Here is a 20,315-nt window from a genome sequence, read left to right as displayed (position 1 = left end):
CCATGGCGCAGATCACCAACCTCAACCGTTTCCGCAAGGACCGCGCCCGCGCCGACAAGCGCCGGCAGGGCGACGAGAACGCCGCGAAATACGGCCGCAGCAAGGCCGAGCGCGCGCAGGACCAGGCCGAGGCGGCGCGGGCCGCCCGCATCCTCGACCAGCACCGGCGCGAGAACGGGGACGGGGATGACGCTTGACCTGCCGCCGCTGTCGCCGCCGCGCAAGCGCTCGGTCACCATCGACGGGCACGCCACCAGCGTCAGCCTGGAAGATGCGTTCTGGCGCGCCGCCGCCGATGCCGCTGCCGCCCGCGGCATCACCCGCGCGCAGCTGATCGCCGCCATCGACCACGCCCGCCCGCCCGAAGTCGGGCTGGCCACCGCCCTGCGGCTGTTCCTGTTTGCCCAGCTTGCGCCCCCGCCCCGCGCTGACTAGAACCGCGCCACACCAGAGCGAGAGGATCTCATGGCAGGCCATTCCAAATGGGCCAACATCCAGCATCGCAAGGGCAAGCAGGACAAGCTGCGGTCCAAGCTGTTTTCAAAGCTGGCCAAGGAAATCACCGTCGCCGCCAAGATGGGCGACCCCGACCCGGAAAAGAACCCGCGGCTGCGGATGGCGGTGAAAGAGGCGCGGTCGAACTCGGTTCCCAAGGACGTGATCGACCGCGCGATCAAGAAATCGCTGGGCGGCGACACCGAGAACTACGAGGAAATCCGCTATGAGGGCTACGGCCCCGGCGGTATCGCCATCATCGTCGAGGCGATGACCGACAACCGCAACCGCACCGCCTCGAACGTGCGCAGCTATTTCACCAAGCACGGCGGCGACCTGGGGCAGACCGGCTCGGTCAGCTTCATGTTCGACCGGGTGGGCGAGATCATGTATCCGGCCAGCGCGGGCGATGCCGACACGGTGATGATGGCGGCGCTGGAGGCGGGCGCATCCGACGTGGAAAGCGACGACGAGGGGCACTGGATCTATACCGGCGACAGCGACCTGGCCGAGGTGGCCTCGGCGCTGGAAACCGCGCTGGGCGAATCGGAAACCGCCAAGCTGATCTGGAAGCCGCAGTCCCCGGCCGAGGTCGCCGATCTCGACCATGCGCAAAAGCTGATGAAGCTGATCGACACGCTGGAAGAGGACGACGACGTGCAGAACGTCACCGCCAATTTCGACCTGTCCGAAGAGGTCGCGGCGCAGCTGGGCTGAGCGGACGGGCAAGGATTCCGGCGGCGCCCGCTGCGGCGCCGCTTTTTCATGCGGGGACGGCAGGATGATTCAGGCGGGCAGCTATCTGGCGGGGCTGGGGGTCGGGCTGTCGCTGATCATGGCGATCGGGGCGCAGAACGCCTTTGTCCTGAAACAGGGGCTGCTGCGCAACCACGTCTTTGCCGTCTGCCTGTTCTGCGCCGCCTCGGACGCGGCGCTGATCGCGGCGGGGGTGGCGGGCGCCGGCGCCATCGCGCGCAATGCGCCGTGGTTCCTGCAGGCGATGCGCTGGGGCGGGGCGGCGTTCCTGCTGTGGTACGGGCTGCGCTCGGCCCGCGCGGCCTGGCGCGGGGACGAGGCGCTGCAGGCCAGCGCCGGGGCCGCCCCGGCACTGGGGCCGACGCTGGCGACGCTGGCGGCGCTCACCTGGCTCAACCCGCATGTGTGGCTGGACACGGTGGTGCTGATCGGCTCGATCTCGTCGGCGCAGCCCGACCGGCTGGGGTTTGCGCTGGGGGCGATGAGCGGCTCGTTCCTGTTCTTCTTTTCGCTGGGCTTTGGTGCGCGGCTGTTGGCGCCGCTGTTCGCGCGCCCGGTGTCCTGGCGGGTGCTCGAGGCCGGGGTGGCGCTGGTGATGTGGACCATCGCCGCGACGCTGATCCTCGGCGACTGAGCGCCGCACCCCACCCGGCAAAGGATGCGCCCGCGGCACGGGAGCCATGGGTATTTGAGCCAGAAAGAAGCCCCCTCGCCCGCCTAAGGCGGCAGCTGCTTCTTTCTGGTCCAAATACCCATGCAGCGGCGACGCCGGCGCGGCCGATGCAGCTATGTGCGGCCGTTGCCGGGATGCGCCAGCCGCTTGAGCACCCCGGCCCGCGTCACCCGGCCGCCGCCGGCGACCGGCAGCGCCTCGGCCGTGGTCAGCGCGGACATCACCTCGCGCGCGGGCAGCGTCCCCGGCAGCGGCGCCCCCGGCGCCTCGCCCGGTTCGGCCAGGTCGGCGGCGGTCAGCACCGCCACCGGGTTCATGTGGGCGACGAACTCGGCCACATAGGCGTTGGCCGGGTTGCGCAGGATGTCCAGCGCGGTGCCGGTCTGCACGATCCGCCCCTCGTCCATCAGCGCGATGCGGTCGCCCAGCTTGAACGCCTCGTCCAGGTCGTGGCTGACGAAGATGATGGTGCGCGGGCGGCTGGCCTGCATCGCCAGCAGGTCGTCCTGCAGCCTGGTGCGGATCAGCGGGTCCAGCGCCGAGAACGGCTCGTCCATCAGCAGGATCGGGGCGCGGGTGGCAAAGGCGCGGGCCAGCCCCACGCGCTGCTGCATCCCGCCCGACAGGTCTCCGACCCGGCGGTCGGCCCAGTCCGACAGGCCGACGGTTTCCAGCTCCTGCTCGACGCGGGCGCGGCGCTGGCGGCGGGACTGCCCGGCAAGCTCCAGCCCCAGCCCGACGTTCTCGCGCACCGTGCGCCAGGGCAGCAGTCCGAATTGCTGGAACACCATCGACACATGGTCCAGCCGGATCCGGCGCAACGTCTGGGGGTCGGCGCTGGTGACGCTGGTCATCGCCTCGTCCATGCGGATGCGGACATCGCCGCGCACCGCCGGGTTCAGCGCGTTCACCGTCCGCAAGAGCGTCGATTTCCCCGAGCCGGACAGCCCCATCAGCACCACGATTTCACCCGCCCCGACCTCGAGCGAGCAGTCATGCACCCCCAGCACCTGCCCGGTCGCCTCGCGGATGGCGCTGCGGTCCAGCCCCTCGTCGGCCAGCGGCAGCGCCCGCTCCGGGCGGTCGCCGAAGACGATGGACACGCGGTCGAAGACCACGGCGGGCGGGCGCGGCGGCGCCGCCGCAGAGGGCGCGGGGGCGGCCTGGGTAACGGGGGACGGGGCGGTCATTTCTCTCTCCGTGGTGCGGCCAGCAGCCGGTCGAGGATGATCGCCACCACCACGATCACGATGCCCGATTCGAACCCCAGCGCCGTGTTCACGCTGTTGAGCGCACGCACCACCGGCACCCCCAGCCCCGCCGCCCCGACCAGCGCCGAGATCACCACCATCGACAGCGACAGCATGATGGTCTGGTTCAGCCCGGCCATGATCTGGGGCGCGGCACTGGGCAGCTCGACCTTCCACAGCAGCTGCCGGCGGGTGGCGCCAAAGGCGCGGGCGGCCTCGACCAGCGGCAGCGGCGTCGAGGCGATGCCCAGCCGCGTCAGCCTTATCGGCGCCGGCAGCACGAATATCACCGTGGCAACCAGCCCCGGCACCGTGCCGATGCCAAAGAACACGATCGCCGGGATCAGATAGACGAAGCTGGGTAGCGTCTGCATCAGGTCCAGCAGCGGCCGCGCCAGCCGGTAGAGCCGCGGCCGGTGCGCCAGCGCGATTCCCGTGGGCACCCCCAGCGCCATGCAGACGATCCCCGCCGCCAGCACCAGCGACAGCGATTCCATCGTCGGCTTCCAGTAGCCCTGGTTGAGGATGAACAGGAACCCCGCCGCCACCCCGGCAGCGACCGCCAGCCCGCGCCGCAGCAGCAGCGCCAGCGCCGCCGCCGCTGCGGTGAACAGCAGCGGATGCGGGAACACCAGCACCGCGTGGATCGCGTCGACCAGCGCCCCCAGCCCGCTCGCGACCGCGGCGAACACCGGCTCGGCGTGCAGCTTGAGCCAGTCGAACACCTGCCGCGCGATCCTGCCGACCGGCAGCTTGCTTTCGGTCAGGACCGCGGTCAGACGTTCCATCACCCTTCCAGCGCCGTGGTCAGCGCCGCCTGCGCATCGCCCCCGTCGATGGTGGTGACGCCCTCGAGCCATTGCCCGGCGACCTCGGGATGCGCCTTGAGCCAGTCGCGCGCCGCCGCCTCGGGGTCGCGGCCCTCGTCGAGGATCGCGCCCATGATCTCGTTCTCCATCGCCAGGGTGAACTCGAGATTCTGCAGGAGTCGGCCGACGTTCGGACATTCGGCGACATAGCCGGCGCGGGTGGTGGTGCGCACCTCGGCGCCGCCCAGGTCGGGGCCGAAGATCTCGTCGCCGCCGGGCAGATAGGTCATCTCGAAGCGTTCGTTCATCGGGTGCGGCTCCCACCCCAGGAACACCACCGGCTTGCCGGCGGCATCGGCGCGGGCGACCTGCGCCAGCATCCCCTGTTCGCTGGATTCGACCAGTTCGAAGGTGCCCAGCCCGAACTGGTCGGCAGCGATCATGTCCAGCAGCAGCCGGTTGCCGTCGTTGCCCGGCTCGATCCCATAGATGCGGCCCTCCAGCACGTCGCGCTGCGCGGCGATGGACGCGAAATCGGTGATCCCGGCCTCGACCCCGGCTTGGTTGGTGGCCAGCGTGTATTTGGCGCCGGTCAGGTTGGTGCGCACCGTGTCGATGGTCCCGGCCTCGGCATAGGGGCGCAGGTCGGCGATCATCGAGGGGTGCCAGTAGCCCAGGAACACGTCCAGGTCGTCGCTGGCCAGCGAGGCGAAGGTGAAGGGCAGCGACAGCACCGTGACCTCGGGCTCATACCCCAGCGCCTTGAGCACGGTGGTGGTCAGCCCGGTGGTGGCCGAGATATCGGTCCAGCCGGGGTCCGACATGCGGATGCTGCGGCAGCTGTCGGGCTCGGCCGCAAACGCGGCGGGCGCGGCCAGCGGCAGCATCGCGGCGGCAAGCGCCAGCAGGCTGGTGCGGAAGGTCATGGCTTTCTCCTTCTTCGTCGTTTCCGTGGCAGCGCCGGGGCGTTTGTTGATTGACGAGTCAATCAGGCTGCGCTATTCCTCACGGCACTTGGTGATTCTGCCGAGGGTCCTCTTATGCCTAAAATCGGGGCCGAGGCCAGCCGAAAGGCGGCCCTGGTGGATGCCGCCATCGCCGCCGTCGGGCGGACGGGCACGCAAGAGGTGACCGTGGCCCGGATCGCCCGCGATGCGGGGATGTCGCCGGCGCTGGCCCATCACTATTTCGGATCGAAATCGCAGATGCTGGTTGCGGCAATGCGCCACATCCTGATCCGCTACGGCGAAAGCGTCCGGCAGGCGCTGGCTGCAGCCGCGCCGGACCGCCGGGCCGAGGCGATCGTCGCCGCCAGCCTCGACAGCGCCCATTTCGACCGCGAGACCACCGCCGCCTGGCTGAACTTCTATCCGCTGGCCCTGACCGAGCCCGAGGCGGCGCGACTGCTGGCCATCTATCACCGCCGCCTGCGCAGCAACCTGCTGCACGCGCTGCGGCCGCGGGCGGGCGCGGATGCGGCGCGGCTGGCCGAGACGCTGGGGGCGCTGATCGACGGCATCTATCTGCGCGCGGTGATCGACGCCCGCGGCCCGGTCCCGGACCAGGCGCACCGCATGGTGCAGCAATGGCTCTCCGACGCGCTGCGCTAAGCCCGGTCACCCGGCCCGCGCCGCGCGCCTGCGGGTCACTTGCGCCATTTGTCCAGGCTGACCACCTCGGCGCCGCCGCCGGTGCCACCGGCGGGTCCGTCGTCGTTATCGTCGCCGTTGCCGTCGCCGCCCTCGGCCTCGGCCTCGGGCGAGGTGTCGTCGTCGCCCTCGCCCTCCTGGGTCTCGAATCGCAGGCCGAACTCGACCGAGGGGTCGACGAAGGTGCGCACCGAATCGAAGGGGATGTACAGCGGCTCGGGCGAGTTGCCGAAGTTCAGGGTGATGGTGAAGCCCTCGTGCGTGACCTTGAGATTGTCGAACCAGTGCTGGATGACGATGGTCATTTCCTCGGGGTAGCGCTCGCGCAGCCAGTCGGCCATCTCGACCCCCTCGTCGCGGGTGTCGAAGGTGATGAAGAAATGATGCTCGCCCGGCAGCCCTTCCTCGGCCACAACCTGCAGCACGTCGGCGATCAGCCCCTGCATGGCACGGTGCATCATGCCGCCATAATCGATTCCGCGCGCCATCAGCCTCTCCTTCGCAACGGGGTCAGCATAGGGATGTGACGCCGGATGAAAAGGCCCGCCGCACCGGCGATTTCGGCCGGCATACCGTCGGCACGGCAGGACAAGCGACAGGATGAAAGGGAGAAGGTGGCGCGGTTGACGGGGCTCGAACCCGCGACCCCCGGCGTGACAGGCCGGTACTCTAACCAACTGAGCTACAACCGCGCATTACCCGGTGGCGACCGTCTGGTGGTGGATGGCGCGGTTGACGGGGCTCGAACCCGCGACCCCCGGCGTGACAGGCCGGTACTCTAACCAACTGAGCTACAACCGCCCACACCACACCCAGATCGCCTCTGGGGTGACGGGGATGTACGCATCGCCGCGCAGGAGGTCAAGCGACAAAGCGCGCCGCGGGGGAGGAATGGCGAAAAACTGACGGCGGCGGGGGATGGGGCGAGGCCGGAGAGGGTCCCGAGGGAGCGAGGCGGCGCGCGGGGATGGTCGTGAGGCGGAAGCCGCGACAAGCGGCTGGGACGAACGTCGAGGGAACCGAGCCGCCGAGGAAGAGGTCCCGCGGGCAATCGAGCCGTCGAGGCAGAGGTCCTGCGCAATCCAAGGGGCCGCATACCGGCGAGGCAACGGTCGCGAAAGAACCGGGCTGTGCGAGCGCTTCAACCGGCACTGCTCAACCGGGCGCCGCGCAAGCAGTTGAAAACCCGCAGCGTGACCCGCCCAAAATGAAACCGCTAATCGCCATGACGAAAATCGGGCGGCAGTCCCGCTGCCGCCCGGCCGTTCATGTCCCCTGCCCGGCCGGTGGTGCCGGGGGCTCAGTCATTCCTCGGGCAGGTATTCGGGCAGGTTCTGCACCTCGGCGGCGGGGGTGCCGACATAGGCGCGCATGTCGCTGCCGTCGGGCTGGCGCTGGAAGGACACCTCGTCGAAGGGATAGGCGAGGTCGCGTTCGCCGATGCCCAGGAAGCCACCGACCCCGACGATCACCTGCTGGATCTGCCCAGAGGGGTCGGCGATCACGTCGCGGATGTCGCCGATATGCTCGTCGCCGGCTGCATAGACCGGGGTGCCGGTCAGCGCGTCGGCCGACAGCTCCTCGACCGGGACCGCGGCATAGCCCTCGCGGATATCAAGCTCGGAGGCGCGCAGCCGCGGGGTCGCCGGGGCGGGGGCGGGGCCGGTGACCTCGACGGCGGGCTGGTCCTGCTGGACCTCGACCTGCGCCTGCTCGGCGCCCTCGACCTCGACCTGCGGCTCGGGGGCGTCCTGCATCTGCACCTGAGCGTCGCCGGCCTGTTCGACCGCGATCTCGGGCTGGTTCTGCCTGATCTCGACCTGCGCCTCGGTGGCGCGGGTGACGTCGATCTGCGGCTCGGCCTCGGTCACCTGGACCTGGGCCTCGGCGCCCTCGACGGTGATCCGGGGCTGCGGCTGCACGAAGGACACCACCGGCTCGGGCACCTCGACGGTGACCTCGGGGCGGGCCTCGTCCACGGTCACCTCGGGATCGGCCAGCGCGACCGAGACGATGGGCTGCGGGATGTTCACGGTCACCGTCGGCTCGGCCTGGGTGACGGTGATCTTGGGGGCGCATTGCTCGACCGTGACCTCGGGCGGGGCCTGGGTGACGGTGACGGTCGGTTCGGGCTGCTCGACGGTGACCTGGGGGGCGGGCTGGCTGACATGGACCCGCGGCGTGGGGGCGTCGACAGTCACGGTCGGCTCGGCCTGCTCGACCACCACCTGCCCGCCCAGCCCGGCGGCGCCTGCGGCAGCATCATCGGCGGGCGCGTCGGCCGCTGCCTCGGTTCCCGTGTCCGTCGTCGCCTCGGCCGGTGGGGGGGCGGCGTCCTGGTCGGTTGCGGCGTCGGTATCGGTCTGCGCCATCGCCCCCGCGGCGACGAGTGACAGCACTGCGGCTGTCCCCAGAAGATGCTTGCTCAGCATGGCATGAGATCCTTGTCCTGTGGTGTGCTCCGGGCATCGCCGGATCAACCCGAGCGGCCAACCAGGGTTCCAGCCGCAACGAAAAAGGGCGCCCCGAAGGGCGCCCCGTCTGGCCGTCTTGCGGGCCGGATCACTGCATGACGGTGGATTTGTCGAAATCCGGCAGCGCTTCCAGCTCTTCGCGGGTGAAGTTGGTGGCAAAGAACGCGTCGTCGCCGATGCGGACGAAATGCAGCGCGTCCTTGCCCAGCAGCACCTGCTTGGCGCCGATGCCCAGGAAGCCGCCGATATCCGCGACATAACCCAGCACGTTGCCGTCGGCGTCGACCACGATGTCGCCGACCTTGGCGATATCGGTCCACTCGGCCGGGCGCTCGGTCAGCACCGGGTCGTCCCAGACGGTGGACGAGGGCTGGTTGGTGGTCCAGATCCGGCGGTTGAGCAGCCACGACCCCAGCATCCCGGGATTGTCGGCGCTGAGCGCGGGCGCATCGACATCGGGGGCGACCACGACGGCGCCGGTGGTGTCGGTGGTGGTCATGTCGGTGGTCGTGGTGGTGGTGCCGTCCGCCGGGGTCATCGGCGCCGGCGTCACGTCCGAACCCGGCGCATCCGTGCCCATGGTGTCGGTGGTCGCGGTAGTATCGGTGGTCGTGGTGGTGGTGTCGGTCGTGGTGGTGACGGCGGCGTCGCCCGAACCGGCGGTCACCGCCTCGTCCGCGGCGCTTTCGGCGCTGTCGGCGGCATCCTCGACCACATCGGCGGTGCCGGTGGTCACGGTCTCGTCAACCGCGCTTTCGGCACTGTCGGCCCCGTCCTCGAGCTGATCCGCAGCACCCGCGGCCGCATTGTCGAGGTCCGTCGCCGCATCCTCGACGATGGTCGTCGATTCGGTGGTCGTGGTGGCGGTGCCGTCCGGGGCCGGGGTCTGGGCCATCGCAAAGCCGGTCAGGGCAAGCGACGACGTGGCGGCAAGAAGCAGGGCTTTCATCGTGGGCCTCCTTTGTCGTGGCGAAGATGGGGAACGCGGTTCCCCGACTGTGCCGGCCCAACGCGGACCCGCCGCAACCGTTCCGCCCGCCGTGATTTTCCGCCCCTCCGCCGGCGTCATCCCGCCGGGGCGCTGATCCTGCCGCCGCAGACGGCGCGCGGCGCGCCGGTGGTGCCGGGACCCGAGGTCGGCAGCCCGCGCAGCACCCGCGCGGCCAGCCAGGCAAAGCCCTGCGCCTCGATCATGTCGCCGTCCAGCCCGGCGGCCTCGACTGGCTGCACCGGCAGACGACAACGCGACCCCAGCGCCGCCATGATCGCGGCATTGTGACGGCCGCCGCCGCAGACCAGCAGCATTTCCGGGCGCGAGGGCAGCAGCCCCAGCCCCCTTGCCACCGCAGCCGCCGCGGCATGGACCAGCGTCGCCGCCGCATCGGCGTCCCCCAGAGCCGCCACCGCCGCCGACAGCCCGGCGAACGCATCCCGGTCCAGCGATTTCGGCGCCGGGCGGGTGAAATACTCGTGGCGCAGGAAAGCCTCGACCACGGTTTCATCCGGCGTGCCCGCAGCGGCCAGCGCCCCGCCCTCGTCCCGCGCCAAGCCGCGCCGCGCCCGCATCAGGTCGTTCAGCGGCGCATTGGCCGGGCCGGTGTCAAAGGCGATGCAGGCGCGCAGCGGATCGGGCTTGCGCGGGTCGCACCAGGTCAGATTGCCGACCCCGCCCAGGTTCAGGAACACCACCGGCGCGGCCGCAAGCCGCCCCTGCGCCACCGCCCAGCGGGCCAGCGCGTGGTGGAAGAACGGCACCAAAGGCGCGCCCTCGCCCCCCTGGCGCACATCCTCGCGCCGGAAATCCCAGACCACGCGGCGCCCGGTCGCCCGCGCCAGACGCCAGCCCTGCCCGGCCTGATGGGTGCGGCCGTGCGCGGGGTCATGGGCCAGGGTCTGGCCATGATAGCCGATCAGCGCCGCCTCGGGAAAATCCGCCGCCAGTGCTGCGTGGGCGGCCACCGACAGCGCCGCGGCCTCGGCCACGCCCTCGTCGCCCGGCCACCGGCCAAGTGCGGCGTGCAGCACCGCGGCCTCGGCGGCGCAATAGGGGCGATAGGCGCTGCGGCCGAAGCCGTGGATCGCCTCGCCGTCCGTCTCGACCACCGCCGCGTCCACCCCGTCGAGCGAGGTCCCCGACATCATCCCCAGCACCAGCATCCGCACCCCCGCCAGTTCGCTTTTCCTTGCCCCGCGCTGGCTGTATAGGCGGGCGCAGTGAAAGGAAAAAGCCGATGACCTACCGCCCGAAATCCGAGTTCCTGACCGTCATGGTCGAACGCGGCTATCTGGCCGACTGCACCGACATGCAGGCGCTGGATGTTGCCCTGATCGAGGGGCCGGTGACGGCCTATATCGGCTATGACGCGACCGCGGCCAGCCTGCATGTCGGCCACCTGCTGAACATCATGATGCTGCGCTGGTTCCAGAAGACCGGCAACCGCCCGATCACCCTGATGGGCGGCGGCACCACCAAGGTCGGCGACCCCTCGTTCCGCAGCGAGGAACGCCCGCTGCTGACCCCGGACGCGATCCAGTCGAACATCGACGGGATGCAGCAGGTCTTTGCCCGCTACCTGCAATACGGCGACAGCGGCGCGATGATGCTGAACAACGCCGAGTGGCTGGACAACCTCAACTACCTCGATTTCCTGCGCGACATCGGGCGGCATTTCTCGGTCAACCGGATGCTGTCCTTCGAATCGGTGAAATCGCGGCTGGACCGGGAACAGAGCCTGTCGTTCCTTGAATTCAACTACATGATCCTGCAGGCCTACGACTTCCTCGAGCTGTACCGGCGCTATGGCTGCCGGCTGCAGATGGGCGGGTCTGACCAGTGGGGCAATATCGTCAACGGGATCGACCTGACCCGCCGGGTGCTGGATGCGGAGATCTGGGGCCTGACCTCGCCGCTGCTGACCACCTCGGACGGGCGCAAGATGGGCAAGTCGGCGGGCGGCGCGGTGTGGCTGAACGGGGCGATGCTGTCGCCTTACGAGTTCTGGCAGTTCTGGCGCAACACCACCGACGCCGACGTGGGCCGGTTCCTCAAGCTTTATACCGAGCTGCCGGTGGCGGAATGCGAGCGGCTGGGTACGCTGCAGGGCGCCGCGATCAACGACGCCAAGATCATCCTGGCGAACGAGGTCACCACCCTGCTGCACGGGGCCGACGCCGCCGCCAGCGCCGAAGCCACCGCGCGCGAAGTGTTCGAGCAGGGCGGCACCGGCGCCGATCTGGAGCTGGTCGCCATGCCCGCCGCCGCCTTTGACGGCGGGCTGTCGGTGGCGCAGATGCTGGCGCAGACCGGGCTCACCTCCAGCGGCAAAGAGGCCAAGCGCCTGATCGCCGAGGGCGGGCTGCGGCTGAACAACGACCCCGTGACCGACCCGCAGCGGCTGCTGACCGCGGACGAGGTGGGCGAGGGCATGAAGATCAGCCTGGGCAAGAAAAAGCACCGGATGCTGCGCATCGCCGGCTAGGCCGCCGGCCGCAGGCGCCCTTCTCCGGCGCCTGCGACAACCGGGCCGCGCCCGTCCCGCGCGGCTGCTCTTGACGCGCCCGGTCGCGCTGGCGCTTCATCCCCGGGACCCTACCCCGAGGAGCCCCCGATGACCGACCTGCCGCTGAGCTTCACCCCCGAGGTCCGCGAGGCGCTGGACGCGGGCCGCCCCGTCGTGGCGCTGGAATCGACGATCATCACCCACGGGATGCCCCACCCCCGCAATCTGGACATGGCGCGCGAGGTCGAGCGCGCGGTGCGCGACGCCGGCGCCACCCCCGCCACCATCGCGGTGATCGGCGGGCAGATCCGCATCGGGCTGGACGACGCGACGCTGGAACATCTGGCCGCGGCCGAGGGGGTGATGAAGGTCAGCCGCGCCGATCTGGCCGTCTGCCTGACCAGCGGCCGCACCGGCGCCACCACGGTCGCCGCGACGATGATCTGCGCGGCGCTGGCCGGCATAAGGGTGTTCGCGACCGGCGGCATCGGCGGCGTCCACCGCAACGTCGAAGAGACCATGGACATCTCGGCCGATCTTTACGAGCTGGCGGCGACACCGGTGACGGTGGTGTCCTCGGGGGCCAAGGCGATCCTCGACCTGCCGCGGACCTTCGAGTTCCTGGAAACCCTGGGCGTGCCGGTGATCGCGGTCGGGCAGGATGCGATTCCCGCCTATTGGTCGCGCGATTCCGGCCTGCCCGCGCCCTTGCGGCTGGACGACCCGGCCCAGATCGCCGCCGCCGCAAGGATGCGCCGCACCCTGGGCCTGCCCGGCGGGCAGCTGGTGGTGAACCCGATCCCGGCCGAGGCCGAGATTCCCCGCGCCGAGATCTTCCCAGCCGTCGAACGCGCGCTGGAAGAGGCCGCCCGCAAGCGCATCGCCGCCAAGGCGGTCACCCCCTTCCTGCTCGATCGCGTCTACGACCTGACGCAGGGCCGCTCGGTTGAGGCCAATATCGCGCTGGTGCTGGCCAACGCCCGGCTGGCCGCAGAAATCGCGGCGCAGGACGCCTGAGCTTCTTTCATCCTGCCGCAAATATCCTCGGGGCTTCCGTGCGCCCGGAATAGAAGGCGGATCATAAAACTGCCCAAGGCTGTTTTCCGCCGGATGGTCCGGTGGACTGTTTTCAGCGAGGAAGGCCACGGCAGTGGCCACGGGCTGGCCCCCGCTCCGGCAGCGCCGCGAATGGAAGGCGGATCAGAAAAACCGCCCCCCCAAAGCTGCTTTTCTGCCGGATGGCCCGGTGGCGTCGCCCCGACCGCCGCTAGCCGTAAAGCCGCGGCAGATCCACCGAATCGCGGCTGCCCACATTCGCCAGATCGCCGCGCAGGAAGGCCTCGGCGGCCTGTCGCCCGGCGGCCTTCATCCGCCCGATCAGCCCCGGCCCCGGCATCAGCTTGCTGTGCGCCCCCAGCGAGTTCATCAGCGCGTCATCGGAAATCAGGTGGATCAGCGGCGATTTCATGCCGCGGCCGGACAGCCGCCCCTCGGCGGTCAGGCGCTTGACGAACTGGATGGCGCGCAATTCCCGCTGCAGCGAGGAATTGAAGCTGATCTCGTTGATCCGGTCCTGGATCTCGACCGGGGTGCGGGGAATGCCGTCGCGCTCCATCGGGTTGATCGCCACGATCACGATGTCGGCGGGCAGCTCGGGCTCGAACAGCGGGAACAGCGCCGGGTTGCCGGAATAGCCGCCGTCCCAGAACGCCTCGCGCCGGCCGGTCTGGGGGTCCTCGATCTCGACCGCACGGAACAGCGTCGGCAGGCAGGCCGAGGCCATCACCGCATCCGGCGTCACCTCGCCCCCGGAAAACACCCGCACCCGGCCGGTGCGCACATTGGTGGCCGTGACAAACAGCGCCGGGGCGCGGCCGCCCTGCCCCGCGTCCAGCGGATGCGGCATCCGGGCAATGACCGCACCCAGCGGGTTGCTGTAGAACGGGCCGCTGTCATAGGGGCTGAACACCCGCGCGATGCCTTCGGCCCAGGCGGCGGGGGAAAACATCTCGGCCCAGCGGTGCCAGGCGGTCGGCACCGGCGCCAGGCTGGACATCCAGCGCACCAGCCGGTTGTCGGAATAATGGCTGACCTCGCGCCACACATGGTCAAGGTTCTCGCGCGCCGCCTGCCGCCCGGCGCGGCCCTCGGCCACCGCCAGCCCGGCGGCCAGCGCCGCCCCGTTCAGCGCCCCGGCCGAGGTGCCGCTGATGCCGGCGATCTCGATCTCGTCGCCTTCCAGCAGCCGGTCCAGCACGCCCCAGGAAAACGCGCCATGCGCACCGCCGCCCTGCAGGGCCAGGTTGATCGGTTTCGCCATCTCGCGCCCCTCGTGGCTTTGCCCCCGCGCTGGCCGAGCCGCGCGATCAGGCGTCCGAATTGGCCTCGGAGCGGCTCTTGCCGGACACGTCCATCGCCAGCGTCGCCGCCATGAACCCGTCCAGGTCGCCGTCCAGCACCCCCTGCGTGTCCGAGGTCTCAAAGCCGGTGCGCAGGTCCTTCACCATCTGGTAGGGCTGCAGCACGTAAGAACGGATCTGGTTGCCCCAGCCGGCCTCGCCCTTGGAATCATGGGCGGCGTTGATCGCGGCGTTGCGGCGGTCCAGTTCCAGCTGATACAGCCGCGACCGCAGCGCGTTCATCGCGATCTCGCGGTTCTGGTGCTGCGACTTCATGCTGCTGGTGACGACGATATTGGTCGGCAGGTGGGTGATGCGCACCGCCGAATCGGTGGTGTTGACGTGCTGCCCGCCCGCGCCCGAGGACCGGTAGGTGTCGATCCTGATCTCGTTGTCGGGGATGACGATCTCGATATTGTCGTCCACCACCGGATAGACCCAGACCGAGCAGAACGAGGTATGCCGCCGCGCCGAGCTGTCGAAGGGGCTGATCCGCACCAGCCGGTGCACGCCCGATTCCGATTTCAGCCAGCCATAGGCGTTGGGCCCGGTGATCTTGTAGGTGACCGAGCGGATCCCGGCCTCGTCCCCCGCGGTCTCGGACTGCAGCTCGACCTTGTAGCCCTTTTTCTCGGCCCAGCGCGTGTACATCCGCGCCAGGATCGCGGCCCAGTCGCAGCTTTCGGTGCCGCCGGCGCCGGCGTGGATCTCGATGAAGCTGTCGTTGCTGTCGGCCTCGCCGTCCAGCAGCGCCTCGAGCTCTTTCTGAGCGGCGGTCTCGGCCAGGGATTTCAGCGTGGCCTCGGCGTCGGCGACGATCTCGGCGTCGCCCTCGGCCTCGCCCAGCTCGATCAGCTCGACGCTGTCGCGCAGGTCCTGGTCCAGCCGGCGATAGGTTTCCACCTTGTCCGACAGGATCTGGCGGTCGCGCATCAGCTTTTGCGCGCGGGCCGGGTCGGACCAGAGGTCCCCGTCCTCGATCATCGCGTTCATCTCTTCCAGCCGGTGCGGCGCGGTGTTCCAGTCCATGCGCTGCGCGAGCAGGCCCAGCGACTTGAGGATGGACTCGACGGTGGCTTGGGTTTCGGCACGCATGGGCGGTCCCTGACAGGCGAACGGCAATTCGGATGAAAGCGGCTGATACCGCGGCCCGGCCGCCGGCACAAGCAGGACGGCGGCCCTGCCCCCCGCCGCGGCGGGGCCTAGTAGAGCCCGCCCGAGCTCATGCTGCCGAAATCGGCCTTTTTCGGGATCACCTTGCGCTTGCCGGTCGAGGTGGTGACCGCCTTGTCCGCGGTCTCGGTCACGTCCGAGCTTTGCTTGCGGCCGAAACCGCCGTCGATCACATAGTCGCTGGCGGTGGTGCCGTTGCGGAAATATTCGGCGATGGTGTATTTTCCATAGGACACGTCGGCGAAATACCCGCCCGGCGGCACCTTGAAGGCGCTGCCCCCGTATTGCTTGACCGCCTGCCGCATGAAGGCGTTGAACACCGGCACGCACATGGTGCCGCCATAGGCGTTCGACCCCAGGCTGCGCGGCTCGTCAAAGCCGATATAGCAGCCCGCCACCAGGTTCGAGGTGAAGCCGACGAACCACACGTCCTTGGCGTCGTTGGTGGTCCCGGTCTTGCCCGCCACCGGCACCGGCAGCTTGACCCCTTTGCCCGAGCCGCGGCTGACCACCCCTTCCAGCATCGAGGTCAGCTGATAGGCGGTCACCGCGTCCATCACCCGTTCCCGGTCCGAGGCGATCACCGGCGCCTGCCCGGCGGGCAGGTTGCCCATGTCGCAGGTGGTGCAGCTGCGGCGGTCGTGGCGATAGACGGTGCGGCCGCGGCGATCCTGCACCCGGTCGACCAGCGTCGGCTCCACCCGCTCGCCGCCGTTGGCGAACATGGCATAGGCGGCGACCATCTTGAACAGGGTGGTTTCCTGCGCCCCCAGGCTGTTGGCCAGGAACGGCGACAGCCGGTCGTAGACGCCGAAACGTTCCGCATAGGCGGCCACCGTATCCATGCCGATGTCCTGCGCGATGCGGATGGTCATCAGGTTGCGCGACTGCTCGATCCCGGTGCGCAGCGGCGTGGGGCCATAGAAGCCGCCGCCGGCATTCTTGGGGGTCCACAGCCCCTGCGGGGTGTTCACGGTGATCGGTTCATCTGCAACGATAGTGGCGGGGGTATAACCCTTGTCCAGCGCCGCCGCATAGACGAAGGGCTTGAAGGACGACCCCGGCTGCCGCATCGCCTGCGTCGCGCGGTTGAAGACCGAGCTTTGATAGCTGAAGCCGCCCTGCATCGCCACCACGCGGCCGGTGTTCACGTCCATCGCCATGAACCCGCCCTGCACCCGCGGCACCTGCCGCAGCGTCCAGCGGATGAAGGCGCCGGTATTGTCGTCGGTCATCTGCCGGACCAGCACCACCTCGCCCACTTCCAGCAGGTCCGAGGCGACCCTGGCCTGCGGCGCCCGCTGGGTGCCGGGCAGCATCTTGCGCGCCCATTGCACGTCCTTGGCCGGGATCAGATGCGGCTCGTCGCCCTGCGGGACGCCCTCGATCCCGATCACGGCGTCGGTCTCGGTCAGCTCCAGCACCACTGCCGGGTGCCAGCCCTCGATGTCGCGCGGCACCTTGGCGCGGGCCAGCGCCGCACGCCAGTCCGGCTCGGCCGCCAGCTTGTCCGCCGGGATGGTGATGCCGGTGCCGCGCCACAGCCCCAGCCCGCGGTCATAGCGTTCCAGCGCATCCTGCAGCGACTTGGCGGCGATCGCCTGCAGCTGCGGATCGACGGTGGCGCGGATCTGCAGCCCACCGCCGAAGAACTCGTCCTCGCCGAACTGCGCCGACAGCTGGCGGCGGATCTCGTCGGTGAAATAGCCGCGCGGGGGCAGGCTGTTGCGGAATGCCGGGAAATCGCCGTTCTGCACGGTCCGCAGCGGCTGCGCCGATTCGGCGCGGAACACCGCTTCGGTCAGATAGCCGTTCTGCCACATCTCGCGCAGCACATAGTTGCGGCGTTCGGTGATCCGTTCCTTGTCGCGCACCACCGACCGCGAGGGCGCCTGCGGCATCGCCGCCAGCATCGCGGCCTCGTGCGGGGCCAATTCGGTCAGAGACTTGTTGAAATAGGTCTGCGCCGCCGCCGCGACGCCCGAGCTGTTCTGCCCCAGGAAGATCTCGTTGAGGTACAGTTCAAGGATCTGGTCCTTGCTCAGCGTGTTCTCGATCCGCGTGGCCAGGATCAGTTCGCGCACCTTGCGTTCCACGCTGCGCGACGAATCGAGCAGGAAGTTCTTCATCACCTGCTGGGTGATGGTCGAGGCCCCGCGCACGCTGGCCCCGCGGGTCTGCACCGCCTGCACCGCCGCGCCGATCATGCCGCGCGGGTCGTAGCCGTGGTGCTTGTAGAAGTTCTTGTCCTCGGCCGAGATGAAGGCCTGTTTCACCAGATCGGGGATTTCCTCGATCGGGACGAAGATCCGCCGTTCCTCGGCGAATTCGTCGATCAGCTTGCCCTCGCCGGAATAGATGCGGCTGATGGTCTTGGGGGCATAGCTGGCCAGCGCCTCGTGGCTGGGCAGGTCGCGGGCGTAGATCCAGAAGATCCCGCCGATCCCCAGCGCGACGAACAGCGCCGCGGTGACGAACCAGGAAAAGATCGCGCCGACGAAATTGAGCAGGAAACGGATCAAGCGACAGGCCCACCATAGCCAAGCAGAGGGTTTCCTATACCGCCTGTCGCGCCCGGATCAAAGCGGCGTTGCATCACCCGGGCGGGGTCTTGTGCGATCCCGGCGCCTTGCTGCCGCTGCCCGGGGCCGGGGTTTCGGCGGGCTTTTCCGCGGGGGTCCAGGCGGCGGCCCAGTCGACGATCCCCGCCGCCAGCGCCGCGGCGACGCGGGCGCGCCAATCCGGGTCAAACAGGTTGCTGCGGTCGTCGGGGTCGGTCAGGAACCCCAGCTCGATCAGCACCGAGGGAATGTCGGGCGATTTCAGCACCGAAAACGCCGCGCCGCGGATCGGCACCCGGTGCATGTCCACCCCCGCCGCATCCATCTGCGCCACCAGCATCCGCGCCGCATCGGCGCTGCGGAGCTGGGTGTCCAGCCGCGCCAGGTCGATCAGCGCCCGGCTGACATCCTCGTCGGTGTCCGACAGGTCGAGCCCGGCCAGCATGTCGCTGCGGTCGTGCAGCAAGGCCAGCTGCCGGGCGGCGCGGTCGTTCGAGCGCGCGTCCCAGGTATAGATGGTCGCGCCCGCCGCCTCGCCCGCCGGCAGCGCATCCGCGTGCAGCGAGATGAACAGGTCGGCCCCCTTGGCCCGCGCGATGGTGGTGCGCGCCTCGAGCGGCACGAAGTGGTCATCCTCGCGTGTCAGCACCACCTCGATGCCGCGGTCGCGCAGCACGGCGGCGAACTCGCGCGCAAAGCCCAGCATCAGCGCCGCTTCCGAGATGCCGCCGACCTGCGCGCCGGGGTCGATGCCGCCATGGCCGGGGTCAAGCACCACCCGCAGCCGCTCCCCCGCGGGCGCGGCGGGCGGGCGGGCGGTGTCGGCGGGTTCCGGCAGGCCGCGCAGCACCGTCAGGCTGTCGCGGCGGGGGCGGAACTCGGCCGGCTTCACCGGCACCAGCCGCAAGGACAGCGCCGGCGCCGGCCCGCCGGTCAGCTGCGCGCTGTCCAGGTTCATCGGCCCGGGCAGGGTCAGCACCGCCCGCGCGCCGCCCTGCGGCGCCGGCCCCCAGCGCAACGCCAGCGCCGCGGCGGGGTCGGCATCCGGGTCAGTGTCGGCAGGGGGCGGCGCCTGCGGGACCTCGGTATCGCGCAGGTCCACCACCAGCCGCGGCGGCGCGTCGATCACCGCGACCGCATGGGCCACCGCCCGCGACAGCCCGATGGTCAGCGCGATCGGCCGCGGCCGCCCACGGTCCCTGCCCTCGAACCCCAGCATGACGCGGCCCTGATCGACCTCGGCCAGCGTTTCGGCCACGACCGGCCCCGGCCGCCCCACCACCGCCAGCGCGGCCAGCAGCAGCGCCGCCGCCGCAAGGCGCAGGATCCCCACCGCTCAGCGCCCGGCCATGAAGGCCGCCAGCCGGTCCAGCCCCTCGGTGATCTCGGCGGTGGACTGGGCATAGGACAGCCGCAGCGTCCCCGCCCCCCGGATCGGGTCGAAATCCAGCCCCGGCGTGACCGCGACGCCGGCGCGGTCGAGGATCTCGGCCGCCAGCGCCCGGCTGTCGTCGGTCAGCGCCGACACATCGGCATAGATGTAGAAGGCCCCGTCCGGCGGCGCGATGCGGTCGAACCCCATCGCCGGCAGCCGTTCCAGCATCAGCTGCCGGTTATGCGCATAGACAGCCAGGTTGGCCTGCGCCTCGGCATCCGCCTCGGGCGACAGTGCGGCCAGCGCCGCCACCTGGCTGGCGTGGGGGGCGCAGATGAACATGTTCGCGGCCAGCCGGCCGATGGTGCGCACCATGTCGGGCGGCACCACCATCCAGCCGACCCGCCAGCCGGTCATGCTGAAGTATTTGGAAAAGCTGTTGATCACCACCACATCGTCGGTCAGCTCCAGCGCGCTGACCGGGCGGGTGCCGTAATCCAGCCCGTGATAGATCTCGTCCGAGACCAGCGCCGCGCCGATCTCTTGCGTGCGGGCGACCAGCGCAGCCAGCGCGTCGCGGTCCAGCATCGTCCCCGAGGGGTTCCCGGGCGAGGCGATCATCACCCCCTGCACATCACCGGGAATGTCCTCGGGCACCGGCTGATAGCGGTTTTCGGCGCGGGTCTGCATCCCCACCGGCTGCACCGACATGGCGCGCAGGATCTGGCGATAGCTGGGATAGCCCGGCTCGCCCACCGCCACCCGGTCGCCTGCGTCGAACAGCGCCGAGAACGCCAGCACGAAGGCCCCCGAGGAACCCGGCGTCACCACCACCCGCGCGGGGTCGAGGTCAATCCCGTACCAGCGCCGGTACAGCCCGGCGATGGCGGCGCGCAATTCCGGCATCCCCAGCGGGATCGTGTAGCCCAGGGGCTGCGACAGCGCCTGCCCCAGCTTATCCAGCGCCGCGCGGGGGGCGGGGGTCGAGGGCTGGCCGACCTCCATATGCACGATGCGGCGGCCCTGCGCCTCGGCGCGGCTCGCGGCCTCCATCACGTCCATGACGATGAAGGGGTCGACCTGACCCCGCTGCGATTGCCGCATCCGACTGCGCCCCATGGTTTTTTGCTTGGCGCCCTTTTGGCCCCGCCCCCGACCCCGGTCAAGAGACGGCGAGCCCGCCCGCAAGGGGTGGACAGAC

General features: G+C 70.0%; 19 protein-coding genes and 2 tRNA genes. 7 read left to right on the top strand and 14 right to left on the bottom strand.

Annotated elements, in window-relative coordinates:
* The first annotated feature begins 2 nt into the window (after window positions 1–2).
* The 4 genes from BUB57_RS06975 (at window position 3) to BUB57_RS06960 (ending at window position 1,885) form a co-directional block, all read left to right on the top strand.
* The gene (locus BUB57_RS06975) at window positions 3–197 is read left to right on the top strand and encodes a DUF4169 family protein (protein ID WP_073064324.1); all 195 of its coding nucleotides are present in this window, start codon (window positions 3–5) and stop codon (window positions 195–197) included.
* Window positions 187–435, top strand: coding sequence for a ribbon-helix-helix domain-containing protein (locus BUB57_RS06970; RefSeq protein ID WP_073064319.1), 249 nt, complete (start codon window positions 187–189; stop codon window positions 433–435). The genes BUB57_RS06975 and BUB57_RS06970 overlap by 11 nt, the downstream gene beginning before the upstream one ends.
* A gap of 30 nt (window positions 436–465) precedes the next feature.
* A complete protein-coding gene (locus BUB57_RS06965; protein ID WP_073064316.1) occupies window positions 466–1,212 on the top strand; it encodes a YebC/PmpR family DNA-binding transcriptional regulator in 747 nt (248 codons plus the stop codon).
* Window positions 1,213–1,276: 64 nt separating this feature from the next.
* Window positions 1,277–1,885 (top strand): LysE/ArgO family amino acid transporter, encoded by a 609-nt coding sequence (locus BUB57_RS06960; RefSeq protein WP_073064313.1) that lies wholly within the window; start codon window positions 1,277–1,279, stop codon window positions 1,883–1,885.
* A 152-nt stretch (window positions 1,886–2,037) separates the two neighbouring features.
* Here the strand turns inward: BUB57_RS06960 and BUB57_RS06955 are convergent, their stop codons facing one another.
* From BUB57_RS06955 to BUB57_RS06945, 3 genes are read right to left on the bottom strand one after another with little or no spacing between them, the layout of a single operon-like run.
* Entirely contained in the window at window positions 2,038–3,114 is a 1,077-nt protein-coding gene (locus BUB57_RS06955) for a quaternary amine ABC transporter ATP-binding protein (RefSeq protein WP_084732012.1), read from the bottom strand.
* Window positions 3,111–3,962 carry a choline ABC transporter permease subunit gene (choW, locus tag BUB57_RS06950; RefSeq protein ID WP_073064309.1) on the bottom strand — a complete coding sequence of 284 codons (852 nt, stop codon included), beginning with the start codon at window positions 3,960–3,962 and terminating at the stop codon, window positions 3,111–3,113. The genes BUB57_RS06955 and choW overlap by 4 nt, the downstream gene beginning before the upstream one ends.
* Window positions 3,962–4,909 carry a choline ABC transporter substrate-binding protein gene (locus tag BUB57_RS06945; protein ID WP_073064306.1) on the bottom strand — a complete coding sequence of 316 codons (948 nt, stop codon included), beginning with the start codon at window positions 4,907–4,909 and terminating at the stop codon, window positions 3,962–3,964. The genes choW and BUB57_RS06945 overlap by 1 nt, the downstream gene beginning before the upstream one ends.
* A gap of 114 nt (window positions 4,910–5,023) precedes the next feature.
* Between BUB57_RS06945 and betI the strand changes: the two genes are divergently transcribed.
* The gene (gene betI / locus BUB57_RS06940; RefSeq protein ID WP_073064303.1) at window positions 5,024–5,593 is read left to right on the top strand and encodes a transcriptional regulator BetI; all 570 of its coding nucleotides are present in this window, start codon (window positions 5,024–5,026) and stop codon (window positions 5,591–5,593) included.
* 35 nt (window positions 5,594–5,628) lie between these two features.
* On the opposite strand, the gene BUB57_RS06935 is transcribed toward betI, so the two are convergent.
* The 6 genes from BUB57_RS06935 to BUB57_RS06910 all read right to left on the bottom strand — a co-directional run bounded on the left by BUB57_RS06935 (window position 5,629) and on the right by BUB57_RS06910 (window position 10,263).
* A complete protein-coding gene (locus tag BUB57_RS06935; RefSeq protein ID WP_073064300.1) occupies window positions 5,629–6,120 on the bottom strand; it encodes an SspB family protein in 492 nt (163 codons plus the stop codon).
* A gap of 127 nt (window positions 6,121–6,247) precedes the next feature.
* Window positions 6,248–6,324 (bottom strand) — tRNA-Asp (locus BUB57_RS06930).
* Window positions 6,325–6,356: 32 nt separating this feature from the next.
* Window positions 6,357–6,433, bottom strand: a tRNA-Asp gene (locus BUB57_RS06925).
* Window positions 6,434–6,936: 503 nt separating this feature from the next.
* The gene (locus tag BUB57_RS06920; protein WP_073064297.1) at window positions 6,937–8,064 is read right to left on the bottom strand and encodes a PRC-barrel domain-containing protein; all 1,128 of its coding nucleotides are present in this window, start codon (window positions 8,062–8,064) and stop codon (window positions 6,937–6,939) included.
* A gap of 130 nt (window positions 8,065–8,194) precedes the next feature.
* Window positions 8,195–9,055, bottom strand: a complete 861-nt coding sequence (locus BUB57_RS06915) for a PRC-barrel domain-containing protein (protein ID WP_073064294.1) — start codon at window positions 9,053–9,055, stop codon at window positions 8,195–8,197.
* Between the two features lie 116 nt (window positions 9,056–9,171).
* Window positions 9,172–10,263, bottom strand: a complete 1,092-nt coding sequence (locus BUB57_RS06910) for an anhydro-N-acetylmuramic acid kinase (protein WP_073064291.1) — start codon at window positions 10,261–10,263, stop codon at window positions 9,172–9,174.
* A gap of 74 nt (window positions 10,264–10,337) precedes the next feature.
* On the opposite strand from BUB57_RS06910, the gene tyrS reads away from it, so the two are divergent.
* Window positions 10,338–11,585: a tyrosine--tRNA ligase gene (gene tyrS, locus BUB57_RS06905; RefSeq protein WP_073064288.1), complete on the top strand. Its 1,248-nt coding sequence runs from the start codon at window positions 10,338–10,340 to the stop codon at window positions 11,583–11,585.
* Between the two features lie 129 nt (window positions 11,586–11,714).
* The gene (locus BUB57_RS06900; RefSeq protein ID WP_073064286.1) at window positions 11,715–12,623 is read left to right on the top strand and encodes a pseudouridine-5'-phosphate glycosidase; all 909 of its coding nucleotides are present in this window, start codon (window positions 11,715–11,717) and stop codon (window positions 12,621–12,623) included.
* A 250-nt stretch (window positions 12,624–12,873) separates the two neighbouring features.
* On the opposite strand, the gene BUB57_RS06895 is transcribed toward BUB57_RS06900, so the two are convergent.
* From BUB57_RS06895 to BUB57_RS06875, 5 genes are all read right to left on the bottom strand, one after another.
* Complete coding sequence (locus BUB57_RS06895) at window positions 12,874–13,926, bottom strand: patatin-like phospholipase family protein (RefSeq protein ID WP_073064283.1); 1,053 nt, start codon at window positions 13,924–13,926, stop codon at window positions 12,874–12,876.
* A gap of 46 nt (window positions 13,927–13,972) precedes the next feature.
* Window positions 13,973–15,100 (bottom strand): peptide chain release factor 2, encoded by a 1,128-nt coding sequence (gene prfB / locus BUB57_RS06890; RefSeq protein WP_073064280.1) that lies wholly within the window; start codon window positions 15,098–15,100, stop codon window positions 13,973–13,975.
* A gap of 107 nt (window positions 15,101–15,207) precedes the next feature.
* The gene (locus tag BUB57_RS06885) at window positions 15,208–17,700 is read right to left on the bottom strand and encodes a penicillin-binding protein 1A (RefSeq protein ID WP_073064276.1); all 2,493 of its coding nucleotides are present in this window, start codon (window positions 17,698–17,700) and stop codon (window positions 15,208–15,210) included.
* A gap of 73 nt (window positions 17,701–17,773) precedes the next feature.
* A complete protein-coding gene (locus BUB57_RS06880) occupies window positions 17,774–19,072 on the bottom strand; it encodes an N-acetylmuramoyl-L-alanine amidase family protein (RefSeq protein WP_073064272.1) in 1,299 nt (432 codons plus the stop codon).
* A gap of 3 nt (window positions 19,073–19,075) precedes the next feature.
* Window positions 19,076–20,218 (bottom strand): pyridoxal phosphate-dependent aminotransferase, encoded by a 1,143-nt coding sequence (locus BUB57_RS06875; protein ID WP_073064269.1) that lies wholly within the window; start codon window positions 20,216–20,218, stop codon window positions 19,076–19,078.
* Window positions 20,219–20,315 lie beyond the last annotated feature (97 nt).

This window comes from Paracoccus solventivorans (assembly GCF_900142875.1).
In the GTDB taxonomy this organism is placed as follows: Bacteria; Pseudomonadota; Alphaproteobacteria; order Rhodobacterales; family Rhodobacteraceae; genus Paracoccus; species Paracoccus solventivorans.
Note: the sequence above shows the minus strand (reverse complement) of the source record. Positions and strands in the feature narration are given on the sequence as shown.

Coding starts and splice junctions, on each gene's coding strand:
- BUB57_RS06975 (WP_073064324.1), top strand. CDS start 3: ATGGCGCAGATCACCAACCTCAACCGTTTCCGCAAGGACCGCGCCCGC.
- BUB57_RS06970 (WP_073064319.1), top strand. CDS start 187: ATGACGCTTGACCTGCCGCCGCTGTCGCCGCCGCGCAAGCGCTCGGTC.
- BUB57_RS06965 (WP_073064316.1), top strand. CDS start 466: ATGGCAGGCCATTCCAAATGGGCCAACATCCAGCATCGCAAGGGCAAG.
- BUB57_RS06960 (WP_073064313.1), top strand. CDS start 1,277: ATGATTCAGGCGGGCAGCTATCTGGCGGGGCTGGGGGTCGGGCTGTCG.
- BUB57_RS06955 (WP_084732012.1), bottom strand. CDS start 3,114: ATGACCGCCCCGTCCCCCGTTACCCAGGCCGCCCCCGCGCCCTCTGCG.
- choW (WP_073064309.1), bottom strand. CDS start 3,962: ATGGAACGTCTGACCGCGGTCCTGACCGAAAGCAAGCTGCCGGTCGGC.
- BUB57_RS06945 (WP_073064306.1), bottom strand. CDS start 4,909: ATGACCTTCCGCACCAGCCTGCTGGCGCTTGCCGCCGCGATGCTGCCG.
- betI (WP_073064303.1), top strand. CDS start 5,024: ATGCCTAAAATCGGGGCCGAGGCCAGCCGAAAGGCGGCCCTGGTGGAT.
- BUB57_RS06935 (WP_073064300.1), bottom strand. CDS start 6,120: ATGGCGCGCGGAATCGATTATGGCGGCATGATGCACCGTGCCATGCAG.
- BUB57_RS06920 (WP_073064297.1), bottom strand. CDS start 8,064: ATGCTGAGCAAGCATCTTCTGGGGACAGCCGCAGTGCTGTCACTCGTC.
- BUB57_RS06915 (WP_073064294.1), bottom strand. CDS start 9,055: ATGAAAGCCCTGCTTCTTGCCGCCACGTCGTCGCTTGCCCTGACCGGC.
- BUB57_RS06910 (WP_073064291.1), bottom strand. CDS start 10,263: ATGCTGGTGCTGGGGATGATGTCGGGGACCTCGCTCGACGGGGTGGAC.
- tyrS (WP_073064288.1), top strand. CDS start 10,338: ATGACCTACCGCCCGAAATCCGAGTTCCTGACCGTCATGGTCGAACGC.
- BUB57_RS06900 (WP_073064286.1), top strand. CDS start 11,715: ATGACCGACCTGCCGCTGAGCTTCACCCCCGAGGTCCGCGAGGCGCTG.
- BUB57_RS06895 (WP_073064283.1), bottom strand. CDS start 13,926: ATGGCGAAACCGATCAACCTGGCCCTGCAGGGCGGCGGTGCGCATGGC.
- prfB (WP_073064280.1), bottom strand. CDS start 15,100: ATGCGTGCCGAAACCCAAGCCACCGTCGAGTCCATCCTCAAGTCGCTG.
- BUB57_RS06875 (WP_073064269.1), bottom strand. CDS start 20,218: ATGCGGCAATCGCAGCGGGGTCAGGTCGACCCCTTCATCGTCATGGAC.